Below are 18,667 nucleotides of genomic sequence, written 5' to 3' on the forward strand. Positions count from 1 at the left end.
GAGCGGACTCACGCTTGAAGAATCACGCCGGGGCCCGGCGATCAAGTCCTGCCGGCAGCAAGCCGATGGAAGAAGACCCCGTCGCCGCTACTGCGGATCGAACAGCCGGGCGCCCGGTCCGCCGGCGGCTGCCAAGTCGCCCGGGTTGCGTAAGGGGCAGTCGCGCAGCGACAGGCAGCCGCAGCCGATGCAGCCCTCGAGTTGATCGCGCAGCCGGGTCAGGCGCTCGATGCGCCCATCGAGTTCGGCGTGCCAGCGGATCGAGAGCGCACGCCAGTCCTCCGCCGTCGGCGTGCGCTCGTCCGGCAGGGTGGAGAGGGCTTCCTTGATCTCGGCAAGGGGAATGCCGGCGCGCTGCGCAACCTTGATCACGGCAACCCGCCGCAGCACTTCGCGCGGGTAGCGGCGCTGGTTGCCGCTGTTGCGCCGGCTGTGGATCAGGCCCTTGGATTCGTAGAAGTGCAGGGCCGAGACGGCCACACCGCTGCGCGCCGAAACGGCGCCGATGGAAAGTTCGCGCTGCAACGGGCCCGCAGATTTCATCGCATCGACCTCTTGACCTCAAGTATAGTTGAGGTTCTATCAGAGTGGCTCCCGACGTCACAAGCGCTTGGCGTCATCCACTCAAGGAGCTGACAGATGCGACAGATCTATCCCGACCTCTGGCAGAGCAAGACCGAGAACCCCATCCCCGGGGCGCCCCAGGTGAACACCCATGCCTACCTGCTGACGCGCGAGGACGGAAATGTCCTCTTCTACGCAACCGGCAACACGGCCGAGCACGAGCGGATCGCCGAAATGGGCGGGCTGGCGCGCCAGTATCTCAGTCACCGGGACGAGGTCGGGCCTCACCTGGCGACGATCCGAGAGCGGTTCGGCTCGATGCTTGTCGCCCACGAAGCCGAGCTGGCGGATGTGGGCGCCGCGGCGCCGGTCGACCTGGTTCTCGATAAGCAGGAAGTGCACCTGGGCAACATCGAGGTCATTCCCACCCCTGGCCACAGCCCGGGCAGCACCTGCTACCTCGTGCACTCGCCGCACGGACGCCGCTACCTCTTTACCGGCGACACGGTCTTCCTGAACGATGGACGGTGGAAAACTCTGGTGTTCGATGACGCGGACAGGGACGACCTGCGTCGGAGCCTGGAAGTCCTGCGCGGACTGGAGCCGGATGTGATCCTGTCGAGCGCCTCGCTTGGCGAGCCCTCCTATAAGGAGATGGCGCCCGGTGAGTGGGCCGCCAGTGTCGAGCCTGTGCTGCGGCGCTTGTCCTAGCCGCGTCGGGGCAAGGAGAGGTCAGACGTCGATCCAGACCTCTCCCTCCTCCACCTTCACCTCGAAGGTCTGAAGGGCTTCGTCCACCGGGCCTTCCAGTGGCTCGCCGGTTTGGATGTCGAACACGCCCTGGTGCAGCGGGCATTCGATGGTGCCGTCGTCATAGTAGCCGGTGTGCAGACAGGCATAGGCGTGGGTGCAGATGTTGTCGGTGGCATAGATCTTGCCCTCATAGTCGTAGAGCGCGATCTGCCGCTTGCCGACGCGCACCTCGATGGGCTTGTCTGCCGGAATGTCATCTCGCTGAGCAACTTTGTGCCACGCCATCATCTGCCCCCGTACTCGTTAAACCTGGTGTGTGCGGTGATCCTTGGCCCGTCGCGAGCCGGGCGGACGGTAGCCCGCAGGCCCCATGCTTGCAAACGCCCCTGAGGCAGCGGTGGTTGGGCGCCCGTCGGTCGCACATGGTGACGCTTTTGCGGCAAAGAAGTGGGAAGCGCCGCGCGGGCGCTTGTCGTTGCGCTGCCCCGCCCCAGTTCCCGTGCTGGACGGAAGCCGATCCGTCTCACGCATGAGTCCAGGGAGAAGATCCATGTCACTTTCACGCCGTTCGGCTCTGACGGTCGGGGCTGGTCTGTCGCTCGCGGCCGCGGGCGGTCTGGCTGTAATCGCGCCCGCACCGGCGGCAGCCTCGACCCAGGCCTTGCAGGACGCCCATGCCGCGGCCGGTCGGGCGCGTGCCGCCTACCACCTGCTGCTGGAGAGCGGCCGTCTGCCGGCGCTGATCCTCGATCTGGCCGAGCGCATCTACGAACGCCACCGGGCCACGGAAGAGGCGCTGGGTGAGCGCATTTCGGGCGCACGGCCGGCCGGCCTGGAGCAGCCGGACGTGCAGGCCGCGATCCAGGCGGCTAACACGCCCACGGCGCTGATCCGGCTGATGCGCGATATCGAGGCGCGGGCGCTGGCCGGCTACCTGGCACAGGACACGGCCGAAGGTGAGACCAAGATGCTGCTGGCCGCCGCCGCCGCGGATGGCGCCATGCACTGGGCGCTCCTCAACCACACCCTCGGCGAGGCGCTGCCGCGACAGAGCCTCAGCGCCGGCGGCAGCCTGCCCACCAGCGGCATCGAGTGAGGTGGGAGACGTGCAATGAGTGCTCTGCAAGCCCTGGGCCTGACGATTCGCCAGGAACTGCTGCATCTCGACCTAGACAGCGGTGTCATCGGTGAGCGTCGACGGCTCGCCAACGTGGAGGATCTGCGTGGCCTGCTCCTGGCCCTTGATCGGCGCCCGTCGGACGGGCGGATCTACGCCCTGACCGGCCTGACCGAAATGACTGATCGCATGAGCCTGCTGCCGCTGCCGCCCGGCGCCACGCGCAGTGCCGACTTCCGCCAGCAGGTCAACGAGGTGGGGCTTGATTTGCCCCTGCCGGAAAATGCCCTCATCGCCTTTGATCCGGTGCAAGACAACCTGCGCGCGGTGACGCCCTCCGGACGCAGCTTCCGGGTCGATCCGGAAAGCGGCGCGCTTCAGGCCGATGTCAGCCTCTCGCTCTGGGACGGGCGCGGACGGCCGCGGCTTTCGGCCATCGCCTATGCCCGGGGGCTGCCGGATGCCCGCCAGGCCCCGCTCTACCTCCTCGATGTCGGGCAGCGGGCGCTGCATGTGGAGGATCCGCGCGAGCCGGGCCGCGTGGAATACATCGGGGCGCTGGGTATTGACCTGCGCGAACTCTCTGCCTTCCGCATCTTCTCAACGCCGGAGCGCGGCGACACGGCTATCCTGGTGGACGGTCACCGCATCTATACAGTCGACCTGTTGACCGGGCGGGCCTGGGACCGAGGCAGCTTCGGGGCGCAAGATCTCGTCATCACTGACATGGCGCCACTCTTCGAGTATTAGAGTAGATCGCGTTTGATCTGTAGCGCGCAGCGTTCAGAGAAAATGCGTGAATCTGCTCTAGGGTCTTTTCCTAAGGAGATGCTCCGCGACCGCGCCGGGTTGCAGTGCACAAGGCGCGCTTGCACCGACCCGGCGCCGGGGCTATAAGGCGCACTCCCGAACCGGACGGTGCGGCCTACAGGCATGCCCAGCCGTCCAGAACATTCACGGCCCTAGAGCCTGAAAGGAATGAAAATGCCGAAGATGAAGACCAAGAGCGGTGCCAAGAAGCGCTTCCGCCTCACGGCGAAGGGCAAGGTCCGCGCCAACTCCGCCTATATGCGCCACATGATGCGCCGCAAGCCGCAGCAGATGAAGCGTCAGGCTCGCGGGACGATGATCCTGAGCGAGTGCGACGCACAGGTGGTGCGCAAGCACTTCCTGCCCAACGGCTGATCTGAGAGCGGAGAAAGACAATGGCACGCATCAAGCGCGGCACGACCGCCCATGCCGCTCATAAGAAAATCATCAAGCAGGCCAAGGGCTATCGCGGCCGCGGCAAGAACGTCTATCGCGTCGCAGTCCAGCGCGTTGAAAAGGCTCTGCAGTACGCCTATCGCGACCGCCGTGTGCGCAAGCGCGATTTCCGTGCGCTGTGGATCCAGCGGATCAATGCCGCTTCGCGCGAGCATGGCCTGACTTATTCGCAGTTCATGAACGGCATCCACAAGGCCGGCATCGAGGTGGACCGTAAGGTCCTGGCCGATCTTGCGGTGCGCGAGCCGGCCGCTTTTGCCAGCCTGGTCGAGCAGGCACAGGCCGCGCTCGCCGAGGCTGCTCAGGCCAAGGCCTGAGCCTCCGGGCTTCGCGCTCTTCCCTGTCCCTGCTCCGGACTGTCGTGGCCCCGCGGCGCGGCAGTCCGGTTCCGGCCTTTCCACCGGCCCCTCGTCGGCGCCGCGGGGACAGACCCGCAATGCCTCTTGAGGCGATGCTGGAAGGAAGTCCATGGACGATCTCGACAGTCTGAAGGCCGAGCTGCTCTCGGCCGCCGAGCAGGCGCCGGACCTCTCCGCGCTTGACGCGTTGCGCGTGCGTGCGCTTGGCAAGAAGGGCTTGGTCACCGAGCGGATGAAGACGCTGGGTCAGCTCGACCCCGAGGCACGCAAGGCTCGGGGCCAGGCGCTCAATCAGGTCAAGGAGGCGCTGGCCGGCGCCATCGAGGCGCGCAAGGCCGTGCTCGAGGAAGAGGCGCTCGAAGCGCGCCTGGGTGAGGAGCGGGTCGATGTCTCCTTGCCGTCCCGCGCCCAGAGCGTGGGCCACCTGCACCCGCTCAGCCGCACCATCGACGAGCTGATCGCGATCTTCGGCGAGATGGGCTTCTCCGTGGCGGAAGGTCCGCACATCGAGGACGACTTCCACAACTTCGAAGCCCTCAATATTCCAGCCTGGCACCCCGCGCGCCAGGATCACGATACTTTCTACCTAAAGCCCCCGGCTGACGGCAGCGGCGAGCGCCCGGTGCTGCGCACCCACACCTCGCCGGTGCAGATCCGGCACATGCAGACCACCAAGCCGCCGATCCGCATCATCGTGCCCGGCCGCACCTACCGCGCCGACAGCGATGCGACCCACAGCCCCATGTTCCACCAGGTCGAGGGCCTGGTGATCGACGAGAAGACGCACATGGGGCATCTGAAGGGCACGCTGATCGACTTCTGCCGCGCTTTCTTCGGCGTTGACGACCTGCCGGTGCGCTTTCGGCCCAGCTACTTCCCCTTCACCGAGCCTTCGGCCGAGGTGGACATCGGCTGCTCACGGGAAAAGGGGCAGCTCGTCATCGGTCCGGGCAAGGACTGGCTGGAGATTCTCGGTTGCGGCATGGTGCATCCCAAGGTGCTGGCCAACTGCGGCATCGATCCGACGCGCTATCAGGGCTTTGCCTTCGGCATGGGCATCGAGCGCATCGCCATGCTCAAGTACGGCATGCCGGACCTGCGCCCCTTCTACGAGAGCGACATCCGCTGGCTGCGGCACTTCGGCTTCCTGCCGCTGGAAGTGCCCTCCATGGTGCGGGGGCTGTGACGTCATGAAATTCACGCTGAGCTGGTTGAAGGACCATCTGGAGACCGAGGCCTCCCTGGAGGAGATTGTCGAGAAGCTCTCCATGCTGGGGCTCGAGGTCGAAGGCGTTGAGGATCGCGCCGCAGCTTTACGACCCTTCACCGTCGCGCGCGTGCTTGCTGCCGAGCCGCACCCCGATGCCGATCGCCTGCGCGTCTGCCGTGTGGAGACGATTGAGGGCGAGGTGCAGGTGGTCTGCGGCGCGCCGAATGCCCGCACCGGCATGTGGGGCGTCTTCGCCCCGCCCGGCAGCCATGTCCCCGGCACCGGGGTCGATCTGAAGAAGGGCGTCATTCGCGGCGTCGAATCCAACGGCATGTTGGTTTCCGAGCGCGAACTTGGCCTGTCCGACGATCACGAGGGCATCATCGACCTGGGAGCGGGCGAGGGACTCGCGGTGGGGCAATCCTTCGCCAGCCTGCAGGGTCTCGACGATCCGGTAATCGAGATCGCGATCACGCCGAACCGCGCCGACTGTCTGGGCGTGCGCGGCGTGGCGCGCGACCTGGCCGCGGCGGGACTGGGGCGCCTGAAACCCTCGGCCCTCATGTCGCCGAGCGAGGGGAGCTTCGACAGCCCGCTCGCATGGCGGCGCGACCTGCCGGCCGAGTGGGAACAGTCCTGCCCCTATGTGGCAGGCCGCTATTTCCGTGGAGTCACCAACGGTCCGAGCCCGCGCTGGCTGCAGGAGCGGCTCAAGGCCATCGGGCTGCGGCCGATCTCCGCGCTGGTGGATATCACCAACTATGTGACCTACGACCTCGGCCGTCCGCTGCACGTCTTCGACGCCGACAAGGTCAAGGGTCATCCCACCATGCGCTTTGCGCGCGACGGCGAAGAGATCCTGGCGCTGGACGGCCGAACCTACGCGCTCGATCCGGAAACCCTGGTCATCGCCGACGAGCAGGGGCCGGAAGGCATCGGCGGCATCATGGGCGGTGAGCTCTCCGGCTGCACCGAGGAAACTCGTAATGTTTTCCTCGAGGTGGCGCTCTTCGATCCCATCATGGTGGCTTTTACCGGCCGTCGCCTCGGCATCCACTCCGATGCCCGCTATCGCTTCGAGCGCGGGCTGGACCCCGAAAGCGCAGCCTGGGGCGTGGATGTAGCCACGCGCCTCATCCTTGAACTCTGCGGCGGCGAGGCCAGCCACACCGTCTCGGCCGGTGAATTGCCCGCCGAGGAGCGGCGGGTTTCACTGCGGCCGGGTCGCGTGGCGGAACTTGGCGGTGTCGACGTACCCAGCGAACGCCAGCAGGCGCTGCTGACCACACTGGGCTTCGAGGTGACGGAGAGCGCGGAAGGCACGCTCGATTGCCGTGTGCCGACCTGGCGCCGCGACATTGAGGGCGAGGCCTGCCTGGTGGAAGAGGTGCTGCGCCTCAACGGCTACGAGTCCATTCCCGCCGTCTCCCTACCGCGAGAGAGCAGCCTGCCGACGGCCGCCCTCAACCTGTCCCAGAAGCGGGGCGCGGCAGCGCGCACGGCGCTGGCCTGGGCCGGGTTGGAAGAGGCGGTGACCTTCTCCTTCGTGGCCGAGCGCCAGGCGCGGGCCTTCGGGTGGGAAAATGAGGCGCTGCGTCTCGACAATCCCATCTCGAGCGACCTAGATATCATGCGCCCCTCGGTGCTGCCGACCCTGCTGGAGGCGGCCGCGCGCAACGCCGATCGCGGCTATCCCGACGTGGGCCTGTTCGAGATCGGGCCGCAGTACAGCGGGACCGCCCCTGAAGATCAGGCCAGCGTGGCAGCGGCCCTGCGCGCCGGGCAGGCGATCTCCCGCCACTGGCTGGACCGGGCGCGGCCCGTAGACGCCTTCGATGCCAAGGCCGATGCCGAGCGTGTGCTGGAAGCTCTGGGGGCGCCGGTTGCCAACCTCCAGGTCTCGCCCGATGCGCCGGCCTGGTATCATCCCGGCCGCTCCGGGGCCTTGCGTCTTGGCCCGAAGGTCCTGGCCTGGTTCGGGGAACTGCACCCGCGCGTGCTGCGCGCCTTCGACGCCCGCGGCCCGGTGGTGGCCTGCGAGGTCTTCCTGGACGCCCTGCCGCAGCCAAAGCAGAAGGGCGGCAAGGCAAAGCCGCCGGCCGACCTGCCGGCCTTCCAGCCGGTGGTGCGGGACTTCGCCTTCGTGGTAGACGAGGCTGTCCCGGCGGAAAAGGCGGTGCGTGCGGCGAAGGGTGCTGACAAGCAGCTCATCCAACAGGTCGAGGTCTTTGATCTTTATCGTGGCAAGGGTTTGCCGGAGAACAGCAAGTCCCTAGCGCTCGCGGTGACTCTGCAGCCGCGGGACAAGACCTTGACCGAGGCGGAACTGGAAGCGGTCTCGGCAAAGATCGTACAACAGGTTACCAAGGCAACCGGCGGCAGCCTGCGCGGTTGATCAGGCTCCCGTAGAGGCAAACGGAGCGACGCTTGGCCAAGACGAAACTCGACAAGGATCTCAAGCGCCTCTCCCGCATGGAGTACGGGGCGCAGGATTTCGCCCGCAGCCTGGTGCCGTTCGGCCTGGCCCTGCTCTTCCTGGTGGCCGCGGCAATCTTCGCCGCCTTTCAGGTTGGCGTGAGCGGCGTCTGGGCCATCGCGGTGGGAGCAACGGTCGTGGGTGCCTACATGGCACTCAACATCGGCGCCAACGACGTGGCCAACAACATGTCGCCGGCGGTGGGCTCGCGAGCGCTCACCATTGGCGTGGCCGTGATGATCGCGGCCGTCTGCGAGGCGGCGGGCGCCATCATCGCCGGCGGCGATGTGGTCGAGACGGTGTCGAAAGGCATCATCGACCCCTCGCGCATGCCCGGAACCGAGCACTTCGTCATTGCCATGATAGCTGCGCTCTTTGCCGCGGCGCTCTGGATCAACCTCGCGACTTGGCTGAATGCGCCCGTTTCTACCACCCACTCGGTTGTGGGCGGTGTGCTGGGCGGCGGCGTGGCCATGGCGGGGCTGGGCGTAGCGGACTGGTCGGTGGTGGCCAGCATCGTGGCGAGTTGGGTGGTCTCCCCGGTCATGGGCGGCGCGATCGCCGCCGGCTTTCTCGCCTACCTCAAGCGCTCGGTCTACGATGCGCCGGACCGCCTTTCCGCGGCGGCGCTTCGGGTTCCTCTGCTCGTGGCCATCATGGTGGGTGCCTTCTCAGCGTACCTCATGATGAAGGGCTTGAATCAGGTGCTGCCCGTCTCCTTCTGGATGGCGTTGGCGGTGGGCCTGCTCCTGGCCGTGCCGACCTATTTCCTGGTGCGTCCGCGGGTCCAGGCCAAGCTGGCGCGGACCGGGGACGGCACCTACAGCCTGGGCGATCTCTTCACCATCCCGGTGATCGGCGGGGCGGCGCTGCTGTCCTTCGCCCATGGCGCCAACGATGTCGCCAACGCCATCGGCCCGCTCTCGGCGATCCACGCCGCGCTCAGGGGTGGCGTTGCCGGCGGCGAGGTGGTGCTGCCCTTCTGGATCCTGTTGGTGGGTGCCGGGGGAATTGCCGTCGGCCTGGCACTCTTCGGGCCGAAGCTGATCCGCACCGTCGGCTCCAAGATCACCAAGCTCAATCGCGTGCGCGCCTTTTGTGTGACGCTGTCCGCCGCGATCACTGTGATCATCGCCTCGGCCCTAGGGCTGCCGGTCAGTTCGACCCACACGGCCATCGGCGCGCTCTTCGGCGTCGGGTTCCTGCGCGAATATTTCGCCAATCAGGAGCGTGAGCCCAGCAAACGCGCCCGGATTTTCCGCATGGATCCGCCGCCCGACGCCATGCCCATAGAAGACCGCGGTGCCGTGGAGATGGCGAAGCTGCGTGCCAAGGCAGAAAAGCAGCGCAAGCGCTATCTCGTGCGCCGGTCGCATGTCTTCACCATTGCAGCCGCCTGGATTATCACCGTTCCCTGCAGCGCCCTCCTGGCCGCGGTGTTGGCCCGGCTTCTGCTTTGGGTCGGCCTGGGCGATCTGATCTGATGATCCCGGAAAGACGGCAATGCGCATAGCGGTCTACGGCGCCGGCGCGGTGGGCAGTGTGCTGGCCGCGAAGCTGGCGGATGCCGGGCATGAGGTGGTGCTGATCGCTCGCGGGCAGCGCTTGGCGCAGGTGCGCGATGAAGGGCTGCGGCTGCGCGTCGAGGGGCGGGAGAGCAGGACGCGCCTGCCGGTCAGCGACGATCCGGCCCAGTTCGGGCCGCAGGACACTGTCATCTTGGCGCTGAAGGCCCACTCCCTGCCGGCGGTGGTGGAGGGTGTCGGTGCGCTCTGCGGGCCGGAAACGGTCCTGCTGGCCGCGCAGAACGGACTTCCCTGGTGGTACAATCATGGTGTTGGCGGGGCCTGGGAAGGTCAGATCCTGGAAAGCGTCGATCCCGGCGGGGTGCTCTGGAGTGGATTGTCGCCGGAGCGGGTACTGGGCTGCGTCCTCTACATCGCGGCCGCAGTCGAGCCCTCCGGCCTGGTCGATGTAACGCAGATCGGCAACTACCTGATCGGCGAGCCCAACGGCCGTGATTCGAAGCGCGGACTCCGGCTGGTGGAGGCCTTCACTACGGCCGGCCTGCCGGCAGAACTCAACCCGCGCATTCGCGATGCCATCTGGGTCAAACTTTGGGGCAACCTCTCCCTCAACCTTGCTGCCGTGCTGACCGGTGGGACCGTGCGGCAGATGACGGAGCGGCCCGAGGTGGCGACACTCCTGCAACAAATGATGCGTGAGGCGCAGCAGGTGGGTGAGGCCCTGGGCGTCCAATTCGGCATGAGCGTTGAGGAGCGCTTCGCCATCGCCTGCAAGCTCGGCGACTTCAAGCCTTCGAGCCTGCAGGACTTGGAAGCCGGCCGGCGCATCGAGGTCGAGGCCCTGCTGGGAGTCGTGGTCGAACTGGGTCGCCGCCTGTCCCTCGACACACCCACGCTTGAAACCGTGCTGGCCCTGGCGCGCCTGCGCGCCGATCTCGCCATCTCCTGAGGGGGCTTACGTCGCCTCAGCGCTGCTATTGGTTGAGCGGGAACCCGCGCGCCGCCAGAGTCGCGGCCATGTCGTCCGGCAGCGGCGCGGTCACCGCGACAGGCTCCTTGCTGCGATAGAGCGGCAGGCGCAGGCTGCGCGCGCGCAGATGCAGGCGTAGCCCCGCAGGCGGACGGGTGGTGGCGTAGACCGGGTCGCCGAGGATGGGGCAACCCAATGCTGCGCAGTGCACCCGGATCTGATGGGTGCGGCCGGTCAGAGGGCGCAGCTCCAGCCAGCTCAGCCCACCGCCGCTGCCCAGAGTTCGCCACCGGGTGCTGGCCTGTAAGCCACCTTTGTCCGCCGGGCGCATGCGCCAGCCGACTTCGCGACTCGACATCTTTTCTAGGGCCCGATCGAGCTGGCCCTCAGGCTCGGGCGGTGCGCCCATCACCAGCGCCCAGTAGACCTTTTCCACCCGACCCTCGCGAAACAGGGCCGCCAACTTGCGCAGGGCCTTGGGGTGACGCCCCAGGGCAAGGCAGCCGCTGGTGTCGCGGTCCAGGCGGTGGGCCAGGGCCGGCGGGCGGGGCAGGCCGAAGCGCAAGGCATCGAAGCCGGCCTCCAGCGAAAGGCCGCCGCTGGGCCCGGCATGCACGGCGATCCCGGCCGGCTTATCGATCACCAGCAGCAGGCCGTCACGGTAGAGCAGACGTTTGGAGAGATCGGGCAGCGCCATGCCCTTCTCTCCTGCGCTGCCGCCGTGGCGTCAAGCCCTGCCGTGGCGCGCCTTGGTCCCACCACGGTCACGAAGCTGACATGCCTCACCTCTGGTAGTGGTGGGGCGCGGAACCTATCTGCGGTGCCCGGCGCTGCTGTCCTGTCGCGCTGCCTGCTCCACAACAGCTGGATGACTGCTCAATGACCTCGACTTCTGCCGCTTTCTCACGCCGCACTCTCCTCTCGGCCAGCGGTGCCGCGAGCTTCCTGGCCGGCGCTGGTTTCTTGCCCCGCGCTGTGCTGGCACAGAACGGCGAGCTGCAGGAATCGGCGCCGGAGCTGACGCTGGGTGAGGCCGAAAACTTCTCTTTTGAGGGGTTGGTGGAACGCGCACAGCAGATGGCGCAGCAGGATTTCGAGGAGCGAAGCGTCGTCGCGCCCGAGGTGGTCGAGCAGATCGACTACGACGCGCACGGCCGGCTGCGCTTTCGCCCCGGTCGTGTGCCCCATGCCGAAGGCCCAGGGCGCTATCCCGTGACCTTCTTCCATCTTGGCCAGTTCTTTCCCCGGCCGGTGCGCATGCACCTGCTGCAGGAAGGGCAGGCTCGGGAGATCCTCTATCGCTCCGGCGACTTCGAGATGCCTGAGGACAGCCCGGCCCGGGACCTGCCGGAGGACGCGGGCTTTGCCGGCTTCCGCTTTCAGGAGCAGAACGGCCGGGCCGACTGGCGCACCCAAGACTGGCTTGCCTTTCTCGGCGCCTCCTACTTCCGGGCGATCGGCGAGTTGGGCCAGTATGGCCTCTCGGCCCGCGGGCTGGCCGTCGATGTGGCTGCGTCGGAAGCCGAAGAGTTTCCGGAGTTCGTCGCCTTCTGGATCGAAAGTCCGCAGGACCCGGAAGAGCCGGCCGTTGTCTATGCCCTCCTCGATGGTCCCAGCGTCACCGGCGCCTATCGCTTCCTCTGCTGGCGCAAGGAGCACGTGGAGATGGAAGTCTCGGCGCGGCTCTTCCTGCGCAGTGAGGTGGAGCGGCTGGGCATCGCGCCTCTGACCTCCATGTTCTGGTACTCGGAGTATGACAAGCGCTTCCGCGAGGATTGGCGTCCGGAGGTGCACGACAGCGACGGTCTGCAGCTCTGGACCGGCAGTGGCGAGCGGATCTGGCGGCCGCTCAACAATCCGACTCAAGTGCGCGTCGCCGCCTTCGCTGACGCCAGTCCGCGTGGCTTTGGCCTGATGCAGCGTGATCGCAACCGCGAGCACTATCTGGACGGCGTGCGCTATCAGGACCGGCCCAGCCTCTGGGTCGAGCCCTTGGGCGATTGGGGCACCGGCGCGGTGCAACTGGTGGAGATTCCCACCGACGACGAGATTCACGACAACATCGTCGCCTTTTGGGTTCCCGGCGAAACGCCCCAGGGCGGGGATGCGCTCAGCTTCGATTATCGTCTTTACTGGGCGGCGGACGAGCCCTTCCCGGCTCGCGCACTGGGCCGCTGCGTGGCCACTCGCATGGGACGCGGCGGGCAGGCCGGGCAGCCGCGGCCGGAGGGTGTGACCAAGTTCGTCGTCGAGTTTGCCGGCGGTGCCCTGCCGGAGCTTTCTCTTGATGCGAAGGTGGAGGTGGAGGTCGAGGCCAGCCGCGGGGAACTCTCCTACATCTACGCCGAACGCGTGCCGGGCACCGAACGCTGGCGGGCGCACTTCGACCTCGACCTGTCGGAAGAGACGCCCGATGCCGTGGAGCTGCGGCTCTATTTGCGTAATGAGGATCGAACCCTCACCGAAACCTGGCTCTATCAATTCCTGCCCGAGGGACGGGGCTGATAGCGCTCGGAGCAACCGGCTTTTCCTTGCGTCGGCTGCGCGGACGCGATACTTCCCGGGCCTGCTTTTACCCGGAGTTCCGCCATGTCCGCCACCGCCGCCCGCCGCGTCGGGCTCGTCAGTCTCGGCTGCCCGAAAGCGCTCGTCGACAGTGAGCGTATCGTCACGCGCTTGCGCGCCGAAGGCTATGACATCTCCGCTGACTACGAGGGCGCTGACCTGGTGCTGGTGAACACCTGCGGTTTTCTCGATTCTGCGCGCGATGAATCGCTGGATGCCATTGGCGAGGCCATTTCGGAGAACGGTCGGGTGATCGTGACCGGCTGCCTGGGCGCGGAGCCGGAGATGATCCGCCAGCGTCACCCCGAGGTATTGGCGATCACCGGGCCGCATCAGTACGAGGCGGTGATGGAGGCGGTGCACGAGGTGGCGCCGCCGGCGCACGACCCTTACGTCGATCTGGTCCCGCCCGAAGGCCTGCGCTTGACGCCGCGCCACTACGCTTATCTCAAGATCTCTGAAGGCTGCAATCATCGCTGCAGCTTCTGCATCATCCCGCAGCTGCGCGGCGACCTGGTCAGCCGGCCGATCAAGGAGGTGCTTTGGGAGGCCAAGCGTCTGGCCGATGCCGGGGTCAAGGAACTGTTGGTGATCAGCCAGGACACCAGCGCCTATGGCCTTGACCTGCGCCACGCCGAGTCCGAGTGGCAGGGGCAGCCGCTGCGCACCCACATGACCGACCTCTGCCGCGCGCTCGGCGATCTCGGCATCTGGGTTCGACTGCACTACGTCTATCCTTATCCCCACGTGGAGGAGGTCATCCCCCTGATGGCCGAGGGCAAGATCCTGCCCTACCTGGACATTCCCTTTCAGCACGCCAGCCCCAAGGTTCTGAAGGCCATGCGTCGCCCGGCCAACAACGCCCGGGTGCTGGAGCGGCTGGCCCGCTGGCGTGAGATCTGCCCGGAACTCGTCATCCGCTCGACCTTCATCGTCGGCTTCCCCGGGGAGACCGAGGAGGATTTCCAGCTCCTGCTCGACTGGCTCGACGAGGCCCAGCTCGACCGCGTCGGCTGCTTCAAGTACGAGGCCGTCAGCGGCGCTTCCGCAAATGAACTCGAAGGTGCGGTACCTGAAGAGATCAAGCAGGAGCGCTGGGATCGCTTCATGGCCAAGCAGCAGGCCATCAGCGCCGCCAAGCAGCAGGCCAGGGTGGGCCAGGTCCTGGAGGTGCTGGTGGATGCCCTCGACGAGGAGGGGGCGGTGGGCCGCAGCTACGCCGATGCGCCGGAGATCGACGGCGCGATCTATCTGGACGATGCCGACTGGGTGGAACCGGGCCAGATCGTGCGCGCCCGCGTGGTTGAAGCAGATGCCTACGACCTGCGCGCTGTGGTGCTTGACGACTGACCAGGCGAGGCGACGGGGCTTTCTCTGCTTGTTTCGCCGGGAAGGCAGTGAAAGACTGCTCGCAGCGGGCGAAGTTGCGCTTTCAGTAAGGGGTCTTGGGCTGAGCGATGCTGCAGGGCAAACGCATCCTCCTGATCGTTGGCGGCGGGATCGCGGCCTACAAGTCCCTGGAACTGGTGCGCCGCCTGCGCGAGCGCGGCGCATCGGTGCGCAGCATCCTGACCCGCGCCGGCGGCGAGTTCGTGACGCCGCTCTCGCTTTCGGCCCTGACCGAGGACAAAGTCTACGGCGAGCTCTTCTCGCTGACCGACGAGGCCGAGATGGGCCACATTCAGCTCAGCCGCGATGCCGATCTATTGGTGGTGGCGCCGGCCACCGCCGACCTCTTGGCCAAGATGACCGCCGGCATGGCGGATGATCTGGCAACCACCGCCCTGCTGGCCACGGACAAGGCCGTGCTGGCGGCGCCGGCCATGAACGTGCGCATGTGGGAGCATCCGGCAACCCAGGCCAATCTCGCGACACTGCGCGCCCGCGGCGTTGCCTTCGTCGGGCCGGGGGAGGGTGCCATGGCCTGCGGCGAGTTCGGGCCTGGCCGCATGGCCGAGCCGGCCGAGATCCTGGCGGCCATCGAGGCGTCGTTCGATCAGTCCAAGCCTTTGCAGGGCTTCAGCGCCCTGGTCACCAGCGGCCCGACCCACGAACCCATCGACCCCGTGCGCTACATCGCCAACCGCTCCTCCGGCCGGCAGGGACACGCCATTGCCGAGGCCCTGGCGGCTGCCGGTGCACAGACACTGCTGGTCAGCGGCCCCGTTACACTGCCGGACCCGCCGGGCGTGGAGGTGGTGCACGTGGAGAGCGCCCAGGAAATGCTGGAGGCCTGCATGGCGGCCCTGCCGGTGGACATCGCTGTCTGCGCCGCGGCCGTGGCCGATTGGCGCGTCGCCGGGCTGTCGGAGCAGAAGCTCAAGAAGGAGGCTGGGCGCTTGCCCGAACTCACCTTGGCGGAGAACCCCGATATTCTCGCGACTCTGAGTAAGGCGGAGGGAAATCGCCCGCGACTGCTCATCGGTTTCGCCGCGGAGACGGAGCAGGTGGCAAGCCATGCCGCCGCCAAACGCCAGCGCAAGGGCTGCGACTGGATCCTCGCCAACGATGTCGGGCCGGACAGCGGAACCTTCGGCGGCAGCGATAATCAGATCACCCTGATCGACGAACAGGGGGCGGAAGCCTGGCCCAAACTGGATAAGCAAGCCGTGGCCCGGCGCCTGGTCGAGCGCATTGCAGAACAGCTTGCCGGGAGCGCGCGCTCATGAGCGAACAGCGCGCGTCTGCTGTGGCCGTTGCCATTCGTCGTCTGCCCCACGCCGCAGATCTCCCCTTGCCCCAGGCAGCCACCGCGGACTCCGCCGGTCTCGACCTGCTGGCCGCCGTGGAGGCGCCGCTGGTGATCGAGTCCGGAGCCTGGCAGGCGGTTCCCACGGGGCTGGCAATCGCCCTGCCGCCGGGCACGGAGGGCCAGGTGCGCCCGCGCTCCGGCCTGGCGCTCAAGCATGGGATCACCCTGCTCAATGCGCCGGGGACGATCGACGCGGACTATCGCGGGGAGATCAAGGCCGTCCTGATCAACCATGGCCCGGAGCCCTTCAAGGTCGAGCGCGGCATGCGCATCGCGCAATTGGTGGTGGCGCGCTATCTGCCGGTGCAGTGGCAGGAGGTGGCCGACCTGGAGGACACTCTGCGCGGCAGCGGTGGCTTCGGCTCTACTGGCGTCGGCAATCTCGCCACGACTGGCGGGGAGTGAACCGGCGATGCTGCGCCTTTCCAAGAAGCTGCTCTTCGCCATAGAGGCGGTGGTCGACATCGCCTTCCACGCCGATGCAGGCCTGGTCCGCTCCAGCGAAATCTCTCGGCGCCAGGGCATTCCCCGGCGCTACCTCGAGCAGGTCCTGCAGCATCTGGTGCATCACAAGGTGCTGCAGGGCCAGCGTGGGCCGCGCGGCGGCTATCGCCTAGCCCGGGCGAGCGAGAGCATCTCGGTGGGAGAGATCATCCGTATCGTGCGCCAGCTCGAGGGCACGCCCGACCCGCTGCTGGAGCCGGAAGGCTCGGAAATCGGCCAGCGCGTCGTGCGCCCCCTCTGGCTGGAGATGCAGGAGGAGATGATGGGGCGTTTCGATACTCTCACTGTCGAGCGACTCTGCCTCCAGGCCCAGCAGTCGGGCATCGAGCGGGACCCTCTCGACCCGGCGATGAGCGGCGGACAGGCCTAAGTTTCTGATAGGTCGATTACGCGTCCTTGGCGGCCAGAGTGCCGTGCTGGGAAGCGGGGTCGGGGCGGCGGTCGCGCTGGGTGACCATGCGCTGGTGCAGGCGGGTCACTGCGCGGCTGCCGGTCTTCACGCAGAGAAAGGGAAAGACCGCGTGCACGAGGCAGGCGAGCGACGCGACGAACAGCGGCCCGGCGAAGGAGAGCGCCTGGCCCATGTGCTCGAAATAGCTCTCCCCGACCGAAGCCGGGTGGTCGGTGAACAGCGATTTCATGCTCTGCGAAGCCTCCTGCCTTGACGCTTGGGGGTCTCTCGACCCGATGCAGAGGAAGCCTATCCCTCTGTGGCGGGAAAGGGTTTGCGTTCTTTCGCAGGCGATGCTGCAGTACCGGGATAATGTTCCTGGATTACGCCTGAATGAGAAAAGAATTCTACGACATTCATGATCTGAAGATCCTTGCGCTGCTGCAGGAGGATGCGGAACTCTCGCTTGCCGAACTGGCCGAGCGCGTGGGGCTGTCGACGACGCCCTGCTGGCGGCGGGTACAGGCACTGCAGGCGGCCGGCGTGATCCGCAAACGGGTGGCCCTGCTTGATGCGGAAAAGTTGAATGCCGGTGTGACGGTCTTCGTCATGGTGCGCACCGACCGGCACGATCCGGTTTGGCTGGAGCGCTTCGCCAAGGGCGCGGCCGCCATTCCCGAGGTCGTGGAGTTCTATCGGATGAGCGGCGTCACCGACTACCTGCTAAAGCTGCAGGTGCCCTCCATCGCCGCCTACGATGCGGTCTACAAGCGCCTGATCGCCGTGGCCGACCTCTCGGAAGTCTCCTCGGCCTTTGCCATGGAGCAGATCAAGTACACCACCGCCGTGCCGCTGGACTACGCCCCCACCCGTTAAGCGCGGGACGTTGCCGGGCCGGCTTCGGGACTGACCGTGGTGCCGCGGAACAGCAGGCAGGCGGTGAGGTCGCCGGTCACGTTCACCGTGGTGCGCGACATGTCCAGAATGCGGTCGACGCCGAGGATGATCACCAGGCCCTCGGCCGGGATGCCGAAGGCGGCGGCGACGCTGACCAGGATGCCGATGCTGACGCCCGGCGTGCCCGGGGCACCGATGGAGGAGGCCACCAGGGTCACCACGATCACGACCATCTGCCCCGTCGATAGGTCGATCCCCGACATCTGCGCCAGAAAGAGGATCGCCACCGACTGATAGAGCGCGGTGCCGGCCATGTTCATGGTCGCACCCAGGGGCACGACAAGGTTGCCGATGTTGGCGGGCACGTGCAGGCGGTTGACCGCCGTGTCGATGGTCACCGGCATCACGGCCGACGAACTCGAGGTCGAGAAGGCCAGGAGCAGGTTGCCGCCCGCGGCCTTGAGGAAGGTCAGCGGCCCGCGACCGCCGAACAGCGCCGCCAGGGTGAGATAGAGCAGCATCAGTAGCGCCAGGCCCAGCAGCACCGTGCCCACATAATGCGACATGGCCGCCAGGCTCGACAGGCCGATGCGCATGACGAGCTGCGCCATCAGGCCGAAGACGGCGAAGGGTGCCAGGAACATGGCCCACTTCACGATGACCATGGCGATGGAGAGCAGCGCGTCGAGCACCTTGAGGAAGGGTTCTGCGCGCTCGCGGCTGACCTGGGTGGCGGCGATGCCCACCAACAGGGCGAGGACGACCACCGCCAGCATGTCGCCCTGGGCGATGGCCGCCGTGGGGTTTGTGGGCAGGATGCCGGCGATGATGTCCGGTGCTTGGGCGCCGGTGAAGGGCGCGGCTTCAGCCGATGGAGGCACGGCTGCCGGGGGCATCAGGGCGGCCATGCCGGCGCCCGGCTGCAGCCAGAGGGCAAGGCCGACCCCGATGCCCGCGGCCATGAAGGTGGTCGCGATGATGAAGCCCGCAAGGCGCAGGCCGACGGCTTTCAGTTCGGCGCCCGACTCCGCCCCGGTGAGGCCTTGCACGATCGAGGTGAAGATCAGCGGCACCAGGACCATGGCGATCAGGCCGAGGAAGAGCTGCCCCGGGAGGGCGAGCCACCCGCCCACGGCTTCCGAAGTGTCCGGTTCCAGCAGGCCCACATCCGGGCCCAGCAGGGTGCCGACGAGAAGGCCCGCCAGGAGACCGATCAGCACCTGCGCCCAAAGGCGTGTGCGGATCCAGGCGCGCAGGCGAAAGCGCTGCTGGTGCAATTGCCCCGCGGACAGGGGATAGCTGTCGCTCACGTTTTTG

Annotated in this window: 20 protein-coding genes; 15 read left to right on the plus strand and 5 right to left on the minus strand. The window is 67.1% G+C overall.

The genetic code is table 11. The features are described from left to right. Positions 1–87: 87 nt before the first annotated feature. Entirely contained in the window at positions 88–543 is a 456-nt protein-coding gene (gene soxR / locus P2G67_RS08775; protein WP_275822109.1) for a redox-sensitive transcriptional activator SoxR, read from the minus strand. Positions 544–639: 96 nt separating this feature from the next. Between soxR and P2G67_RS08780 the strand changes: the two genes are divergently transcribed. Next, the gene (locus P2G67_RS08780; protein ID WP_275822111.1) at positions 640–1,275 is read left to right on the plus strand and encodes an MBL fold metallo-hydrolase; all 636 of its coding nucleotides are present in this window, start codon (positions 640–642) and stop codon (positions 1,273–1,275) included. Positions 1,276–1,296: 21 nt separating this feature from the next. Here P2G67_RS08780 and P2G67_RS08785 read toward each other — a convergent pair whose 3' ends face one another. Continuing rightward, positions 1,297–1,602: a Rieske (2Fe-2S) protein gene (locus tag P2G67_RS08785; protein WP_275822113.1), complete on the minus strand. Its 306-nt coding sequence runs from the start codon at positions 1,600–1,602 to the stop codon at positions 1,297–1,299. 265 nt (positions 1,603–1,867) lie between these two features. Here P2G67_RS08785 and P2G67_RS08790 point away from each other — a divergent pair, with 265 nt between their 5' ends. The 8 genes from P2G67_RS08790 to P2G67_RS08825 all read left to right on the plus strand — a co-directional run bounded on the left by P2G67_RS08790 (position 1,868) and on the right by P2G67_RS08825 (position 10,220). Next, on the plus strand, positions 1,868–2,413 hold the full coding sequence (locus P2G67_RS08790; RefSeq protein ID WP_275822115.1) for a hypothetical protein: 546 nt from the start codon (positions 1,868–1,870) through the stop codon (positions 2,411–2,413). Between the two features lie 15 nt (positions 2,414–2,428). Continuing rightward, complete coding sequence (locus P2G67_RS08795) at positions 2,429–3,184, plus strand: DUF4394 domain-containing protein (protein ID WP_275822117.1); 756 nt, start codon at positions 2,429–2,431, stop codon at positions 3,182–3,184. Positions 3,185–3,418: 234 nt separating this feature from the next. Next, a complete protein-coding gene (gene rpmI, locus P2G67_RS08800) occupies positions 3,419–3,619 on the plus strand; it encodes a 50S ribosomal protein L35 (protein WP_275822119.1) in 201 nt (66 codons plus the stop codon). 20 nt (positions 3,620–3,639) lie between these two features. Then, positions 3,640–4,017 carry a 50S ribosomal protein L20 gene (gene rplT / locus P2G67_RS08805; RefSeq protein WP_275822121.1) on the plus strand — a complete coding sequence of 126 codons (378 nt, stop codon included), beginning with the start codon at positions 3,640–3,642 and terminating at the stop codon, positions 4,015–4,017. Between the two features lie 151 nt (positions 4,018–4,168). Continuing rightward, positions 4,169–5,245, plus strand: a complete 1,077-nt coding sequence (gene pheS / locus P2G67_RS08810) for a phenylalanine--tRNA ligase subunit alpha (RefSeq protein WP_275822123.1) — start codon at positions 4,169–4,171, stop codon at positions 5,243–5,245. Between the two features lie 4 nt (positions 5,246–5,249). Further along, the gene (gene pheT / locus P2G67_RS08815; protein WP_275822125.1) at positions 5,250–7,664 is read left to right on the plus strand and encodes a phenylalanine--tRNA ligase subunit beta; all 2,415 of its coding nucleotides are present in this window, start codon (positions 5,250–5,252) and stop codon (positions 7,662–7,664) included. A gap of 32 nt (positions 7,665–7,696) precedes the next feature. Beyond that, positions 7,697–9,229 carry an inorganic phosphate transporter gene (locus P2G67_RS08820; protein ID WP_322099669.1) on the plus strand — a complete coding sequence of 511 codons (1,533 nt, stop codon included), beginning with the start codon at positions 7,697–7,699 and terminating at the stop codon, positions 9,227–9,229. A gap of 19 nt (positions 9,230–9,248) precedes the next feature. Next, positions 9,249–10,220, plus strand: a complete 972-nt coding sequence (locus tag P2G67_RS08825; protein WP_275822127.1) for a ketopantoate reductase family protein — start codon at positions 9,249–9,251, stop codon at positions 10,218–10,220. Between the two features lie 25 nt (positions 10,221–10,245). Here the strand turns inward: P2G67_RS08825 and P2G67_RS08830 are convergent, their stop codons facing one another. Next, positions 10,246–10,938: an RluA family pseudouridine synthase gene (locus P2G67_RS08830; RefSeq protein WP_275822129.1), complete on the minus strand. Its 693-nt coding sequence runs from the start codon at positions 10,936–10,938 to the stop codon at positions 10,246–10,248. 182 nt (positions 10,939–11,120) lie between these two features. On the opposite strand from P2G67_RS08830, the gene P2G67_RS08835 reads away from it, so the two are divergent. The 5 genes from P2G67_RS08835 to P2G67_RS08855 all read left to right on the plus strand — a co-directional run bounded on the left by P2G67_RS08835 (position 11,121) and on the right by P2G67_RS08855 (position 16,432). Continuing rightward, positions 11,121–12,746: an OpgD/OpgG family glucan biosynthesis protein gene (locus P2G67_RS08835; protein ID WP_275822131.1), complete on the plus strand. Its 1,626-nt coding sequence runs from the start codon at positions 11,121–11,123 to the stop codon at positions 12,744–12,746. Positions 12,747–12,830: 84 nt separating this feature from the next. Next, positions 12,831–14,156 (plus strand): 30S ribosomal protein S12 methylthiotransferase RimO, encoded by a 1,326-nt coding sequence (rimO, locus tag P2G67_RS08840; RefSeq protein WP_275822133.1) that lies wholly within the window; start codon positions 12,831–12,833, stop codon positions 14,154–14,156. 107 nt (positions 14,157–14,263) lie between these two features. Further along, complete coding sequence (gene coaBC, locus P2G67_RS08845) at positions 14,264–15,475, plus strand: bifunctional phosphopantothenoylcysteine decarboxylase/phosphopantothenate--cysteine ligase CoaBC (protein WP_275822135.1); 1,212 nt, start codon at positions 14,264–14,266, stop codon at positions 15,473–15,475. Next, positions 15,472–15,963: a dUTP diphosphatase gene (gene dut, locus P2G67_RS08850; protein WP_275822137.1), complete on the plus strand. Its 492-nt coding sequence runs from the start codon at positions 15,472–15,474 to the stop codon at positions 15,961–15,963. The genes coaBC and dut overlap by 4 nt, the downstream gene beginning before the upstream one ends. A 7-nt stretch (positions 15,964–15,970) precedes the next feature. Next, positions 15,971–16,432 carry an RrF2 family transcriptional regulator gene (locus P2G67_RS08855; RefSeq protein WP_275822139.1) on the plus strand — a complete coding sequence of 154 codons (462 nt, stop codon included), beginning with the start codon at positions 15,971–15,973 and terminating at the stop codon, positions 16,430–16,432. A 16-nt stretch (positions 16,433–16,448) separates the two neighbouring features. On the opposite strand, the gene P2G67_RS08860 is transcribed toward P2G67_RS08855, so the two are convergent. Further along, the gene (locus tag P2G67_RS08860; protein ID WP_275822141.1) at positions 16,449–16,703 is read right to left on the minus strand and encodes a DUF6356 family protein; all 255 of its coding nucleotides are present in this window, start codon (positions 16,701–16,703) and stop codon (positions 16,449–16,451) included. Positions 16,704–16,846: 143 nt separating this feature from the next. On the opposite strand from P2G67_RS08860, the gene P2G67_RS08865 reads away from it, so the two are divergent. Then, positions 16,847–17,329 (plus strand): Lrp/AsnC family transcriptional regulator, encoded by a 483-nt coding sequence (locus P2G67_RS08865; RefSeq protein WP_275822143.1) that lies wholly within the window; start codon positions 16,847–16,849, stop codon positions 17,327–17,329. Here the strand turns inward: P2G67_RS08865 and P2G67_RS08870 are convergent. Beyond that, a complete protein-coding gene (locus P2G67_RS08870) occupies positions 17,326–18,660 on the minus strand; it encodes a dicarboxylate/amino acid:cation symporter (RefSeq protein WP_275822145.1) in 1,335 nt (444 codons plus the stop codon). The two genes, P2G67_RS08865 and P2G67_RS08870, sit on opposite strands and share 4 nt — an antisense overlap. Between the last annotated feature and the right edge of the window lie 7 nt (positions 18,661–18,667).

Source organism: Aquibaculum arenosum (assembly GCF_029222965.1).
In the GTDB taxonomy this organism is placed as follows: Bacteria; Pseudomonadota; Alphaproteobacteria; order Kiloniellales; family DSM-21159; genus Aquibaculum; species Aquibaculum arenosum.

Excerpts from the sequence above, each read along its gene's own strand:
- dut (WP_275822137.1), top strand. The coding sequence starts at position 15,472 with ATGAGCGAACAGCGCGCGTCTGCTGTGGCCGTTGCCATTCGTCGTCTG.
- P2G67_RS08855 (WP_275822139.1), top strand. The coding sequence starts at position 15,971 with ATGCTGCGCCTTTCCAAGAAGCTGCTCTTCGCCATAGAGGCGGTGGTC.
- rplT (WP_275822121.1), top strand. The coding sequence starts at position 3,640 with ATGGCACGCATCAAGCGCGGCACGACCGCCCATGCCGCTCATAAGAAA.
- P2G67_RS08835 (WP_275822131.1), top strand. The coding sequence starts at position 11,121 with ATGACCTCGACTTCTGCCGCTTTCTCACGCCGCACTCTCCTCTCGGCC.
- pheS (WP_275822123.1), top strand. The coding sequence starts at position 4,169 with ATGGACGATCTCGACAGTCTGAAGGCCGAGCTGCTCTCGGCCGCCGAG.
- P2G67_RS08865 (WP_275822143.1), top strand. The coding sequence starts at position 16,847 with ATGAGAAAAGAATTCTACGACATTCATGATCTGAAGATCCTTGCGCTG.
- soxR (WP_275822109.1), bottom strand. The coding sequence starts at position 543 with ATGAAATCTGCGGGCCCGTTGCAGCGCGAACTTTCCATCGGCGCCGTT.
- P2G67_RS08785 (WP_275822113.1), bottom strand. The coding sequence starts at position 1,602 with ATGGCGTGGCACAAAGTTGCTCAGCGAGATGACATTCCGGCAGACAAG.
- P2G67_RS08825 (WP_275822127.1), top strand. The coding sequence starts at position 9,249 with ATGCGCATAGCGGTCTACGGCGCCGGCGCGGTGGGCAGTGTGCTGGCC.
- P2G67_RS08790 (WP_275822115.1), top strand. The coding sequence starts at position 1,868 with ATGTCACTTTCACGCCGTTCGGCTCTGACGGTCGGGGCTGGTCTGTCG.
- P2G67_RS08830 (WP_275822129.1), bottom strand. The coding sequence starts at position 10,938 with ATGGCGCTGCCCGATCTCTCCAAACGTCTGCTCTACCGTGACGGCCTG.
- P2G67_RS08795 (WP_275822117.1), top strand. The coding sequence starts at position 2,429 with ATGAGTGCTCTGCAAGCCCTGGGCCTGACGATTCGCCAGGAACTGCTG.
- coaBC (WP_275822135.1), top strand. The coding sequence starts at position 14,264 with ATGCTGCAGGGCAAACGCATCCTCCTGATCGTTGGCGGCGGGATCGCG.
- P2G67_RS08780 (WP_275822111.1), top strand. The coding sequence starts at position 640 with ATGCGACAGATCTATCCCGACCTCTGGCAGAGCAAGACCGAGAACCCC.
- pheT (WP_275822125.1), top strand. The coding sequence starts at position 5,250 with ATGAAATTCACGCTGAGCTGGTTGAAGGACCATCTGGAGACCGAGGCC.
- rimO (WP_275822133.1), top strand. The coding sequence starts at position 12,831 with ATGTCCGCCACCGCCGCCCGCCGCGTCGGGCTCGTCAGTCTCGGCTGC.
- rpmI (WP_275822119.1), top strand. The coding sequence starts at position 3,419 with ATGCCGAAGATGAAGACCAAGAGCGGTGCCAAGAAGCGCTTCCGCCTC.
- P2G67_RS08860 (WP_275822141.1), bottom strand. The coding sequence starts at position 16,703 with ATGAAATCGCTGTTCACCGACCACCCGGCTTCGGTCGGGGAGAGCTAT.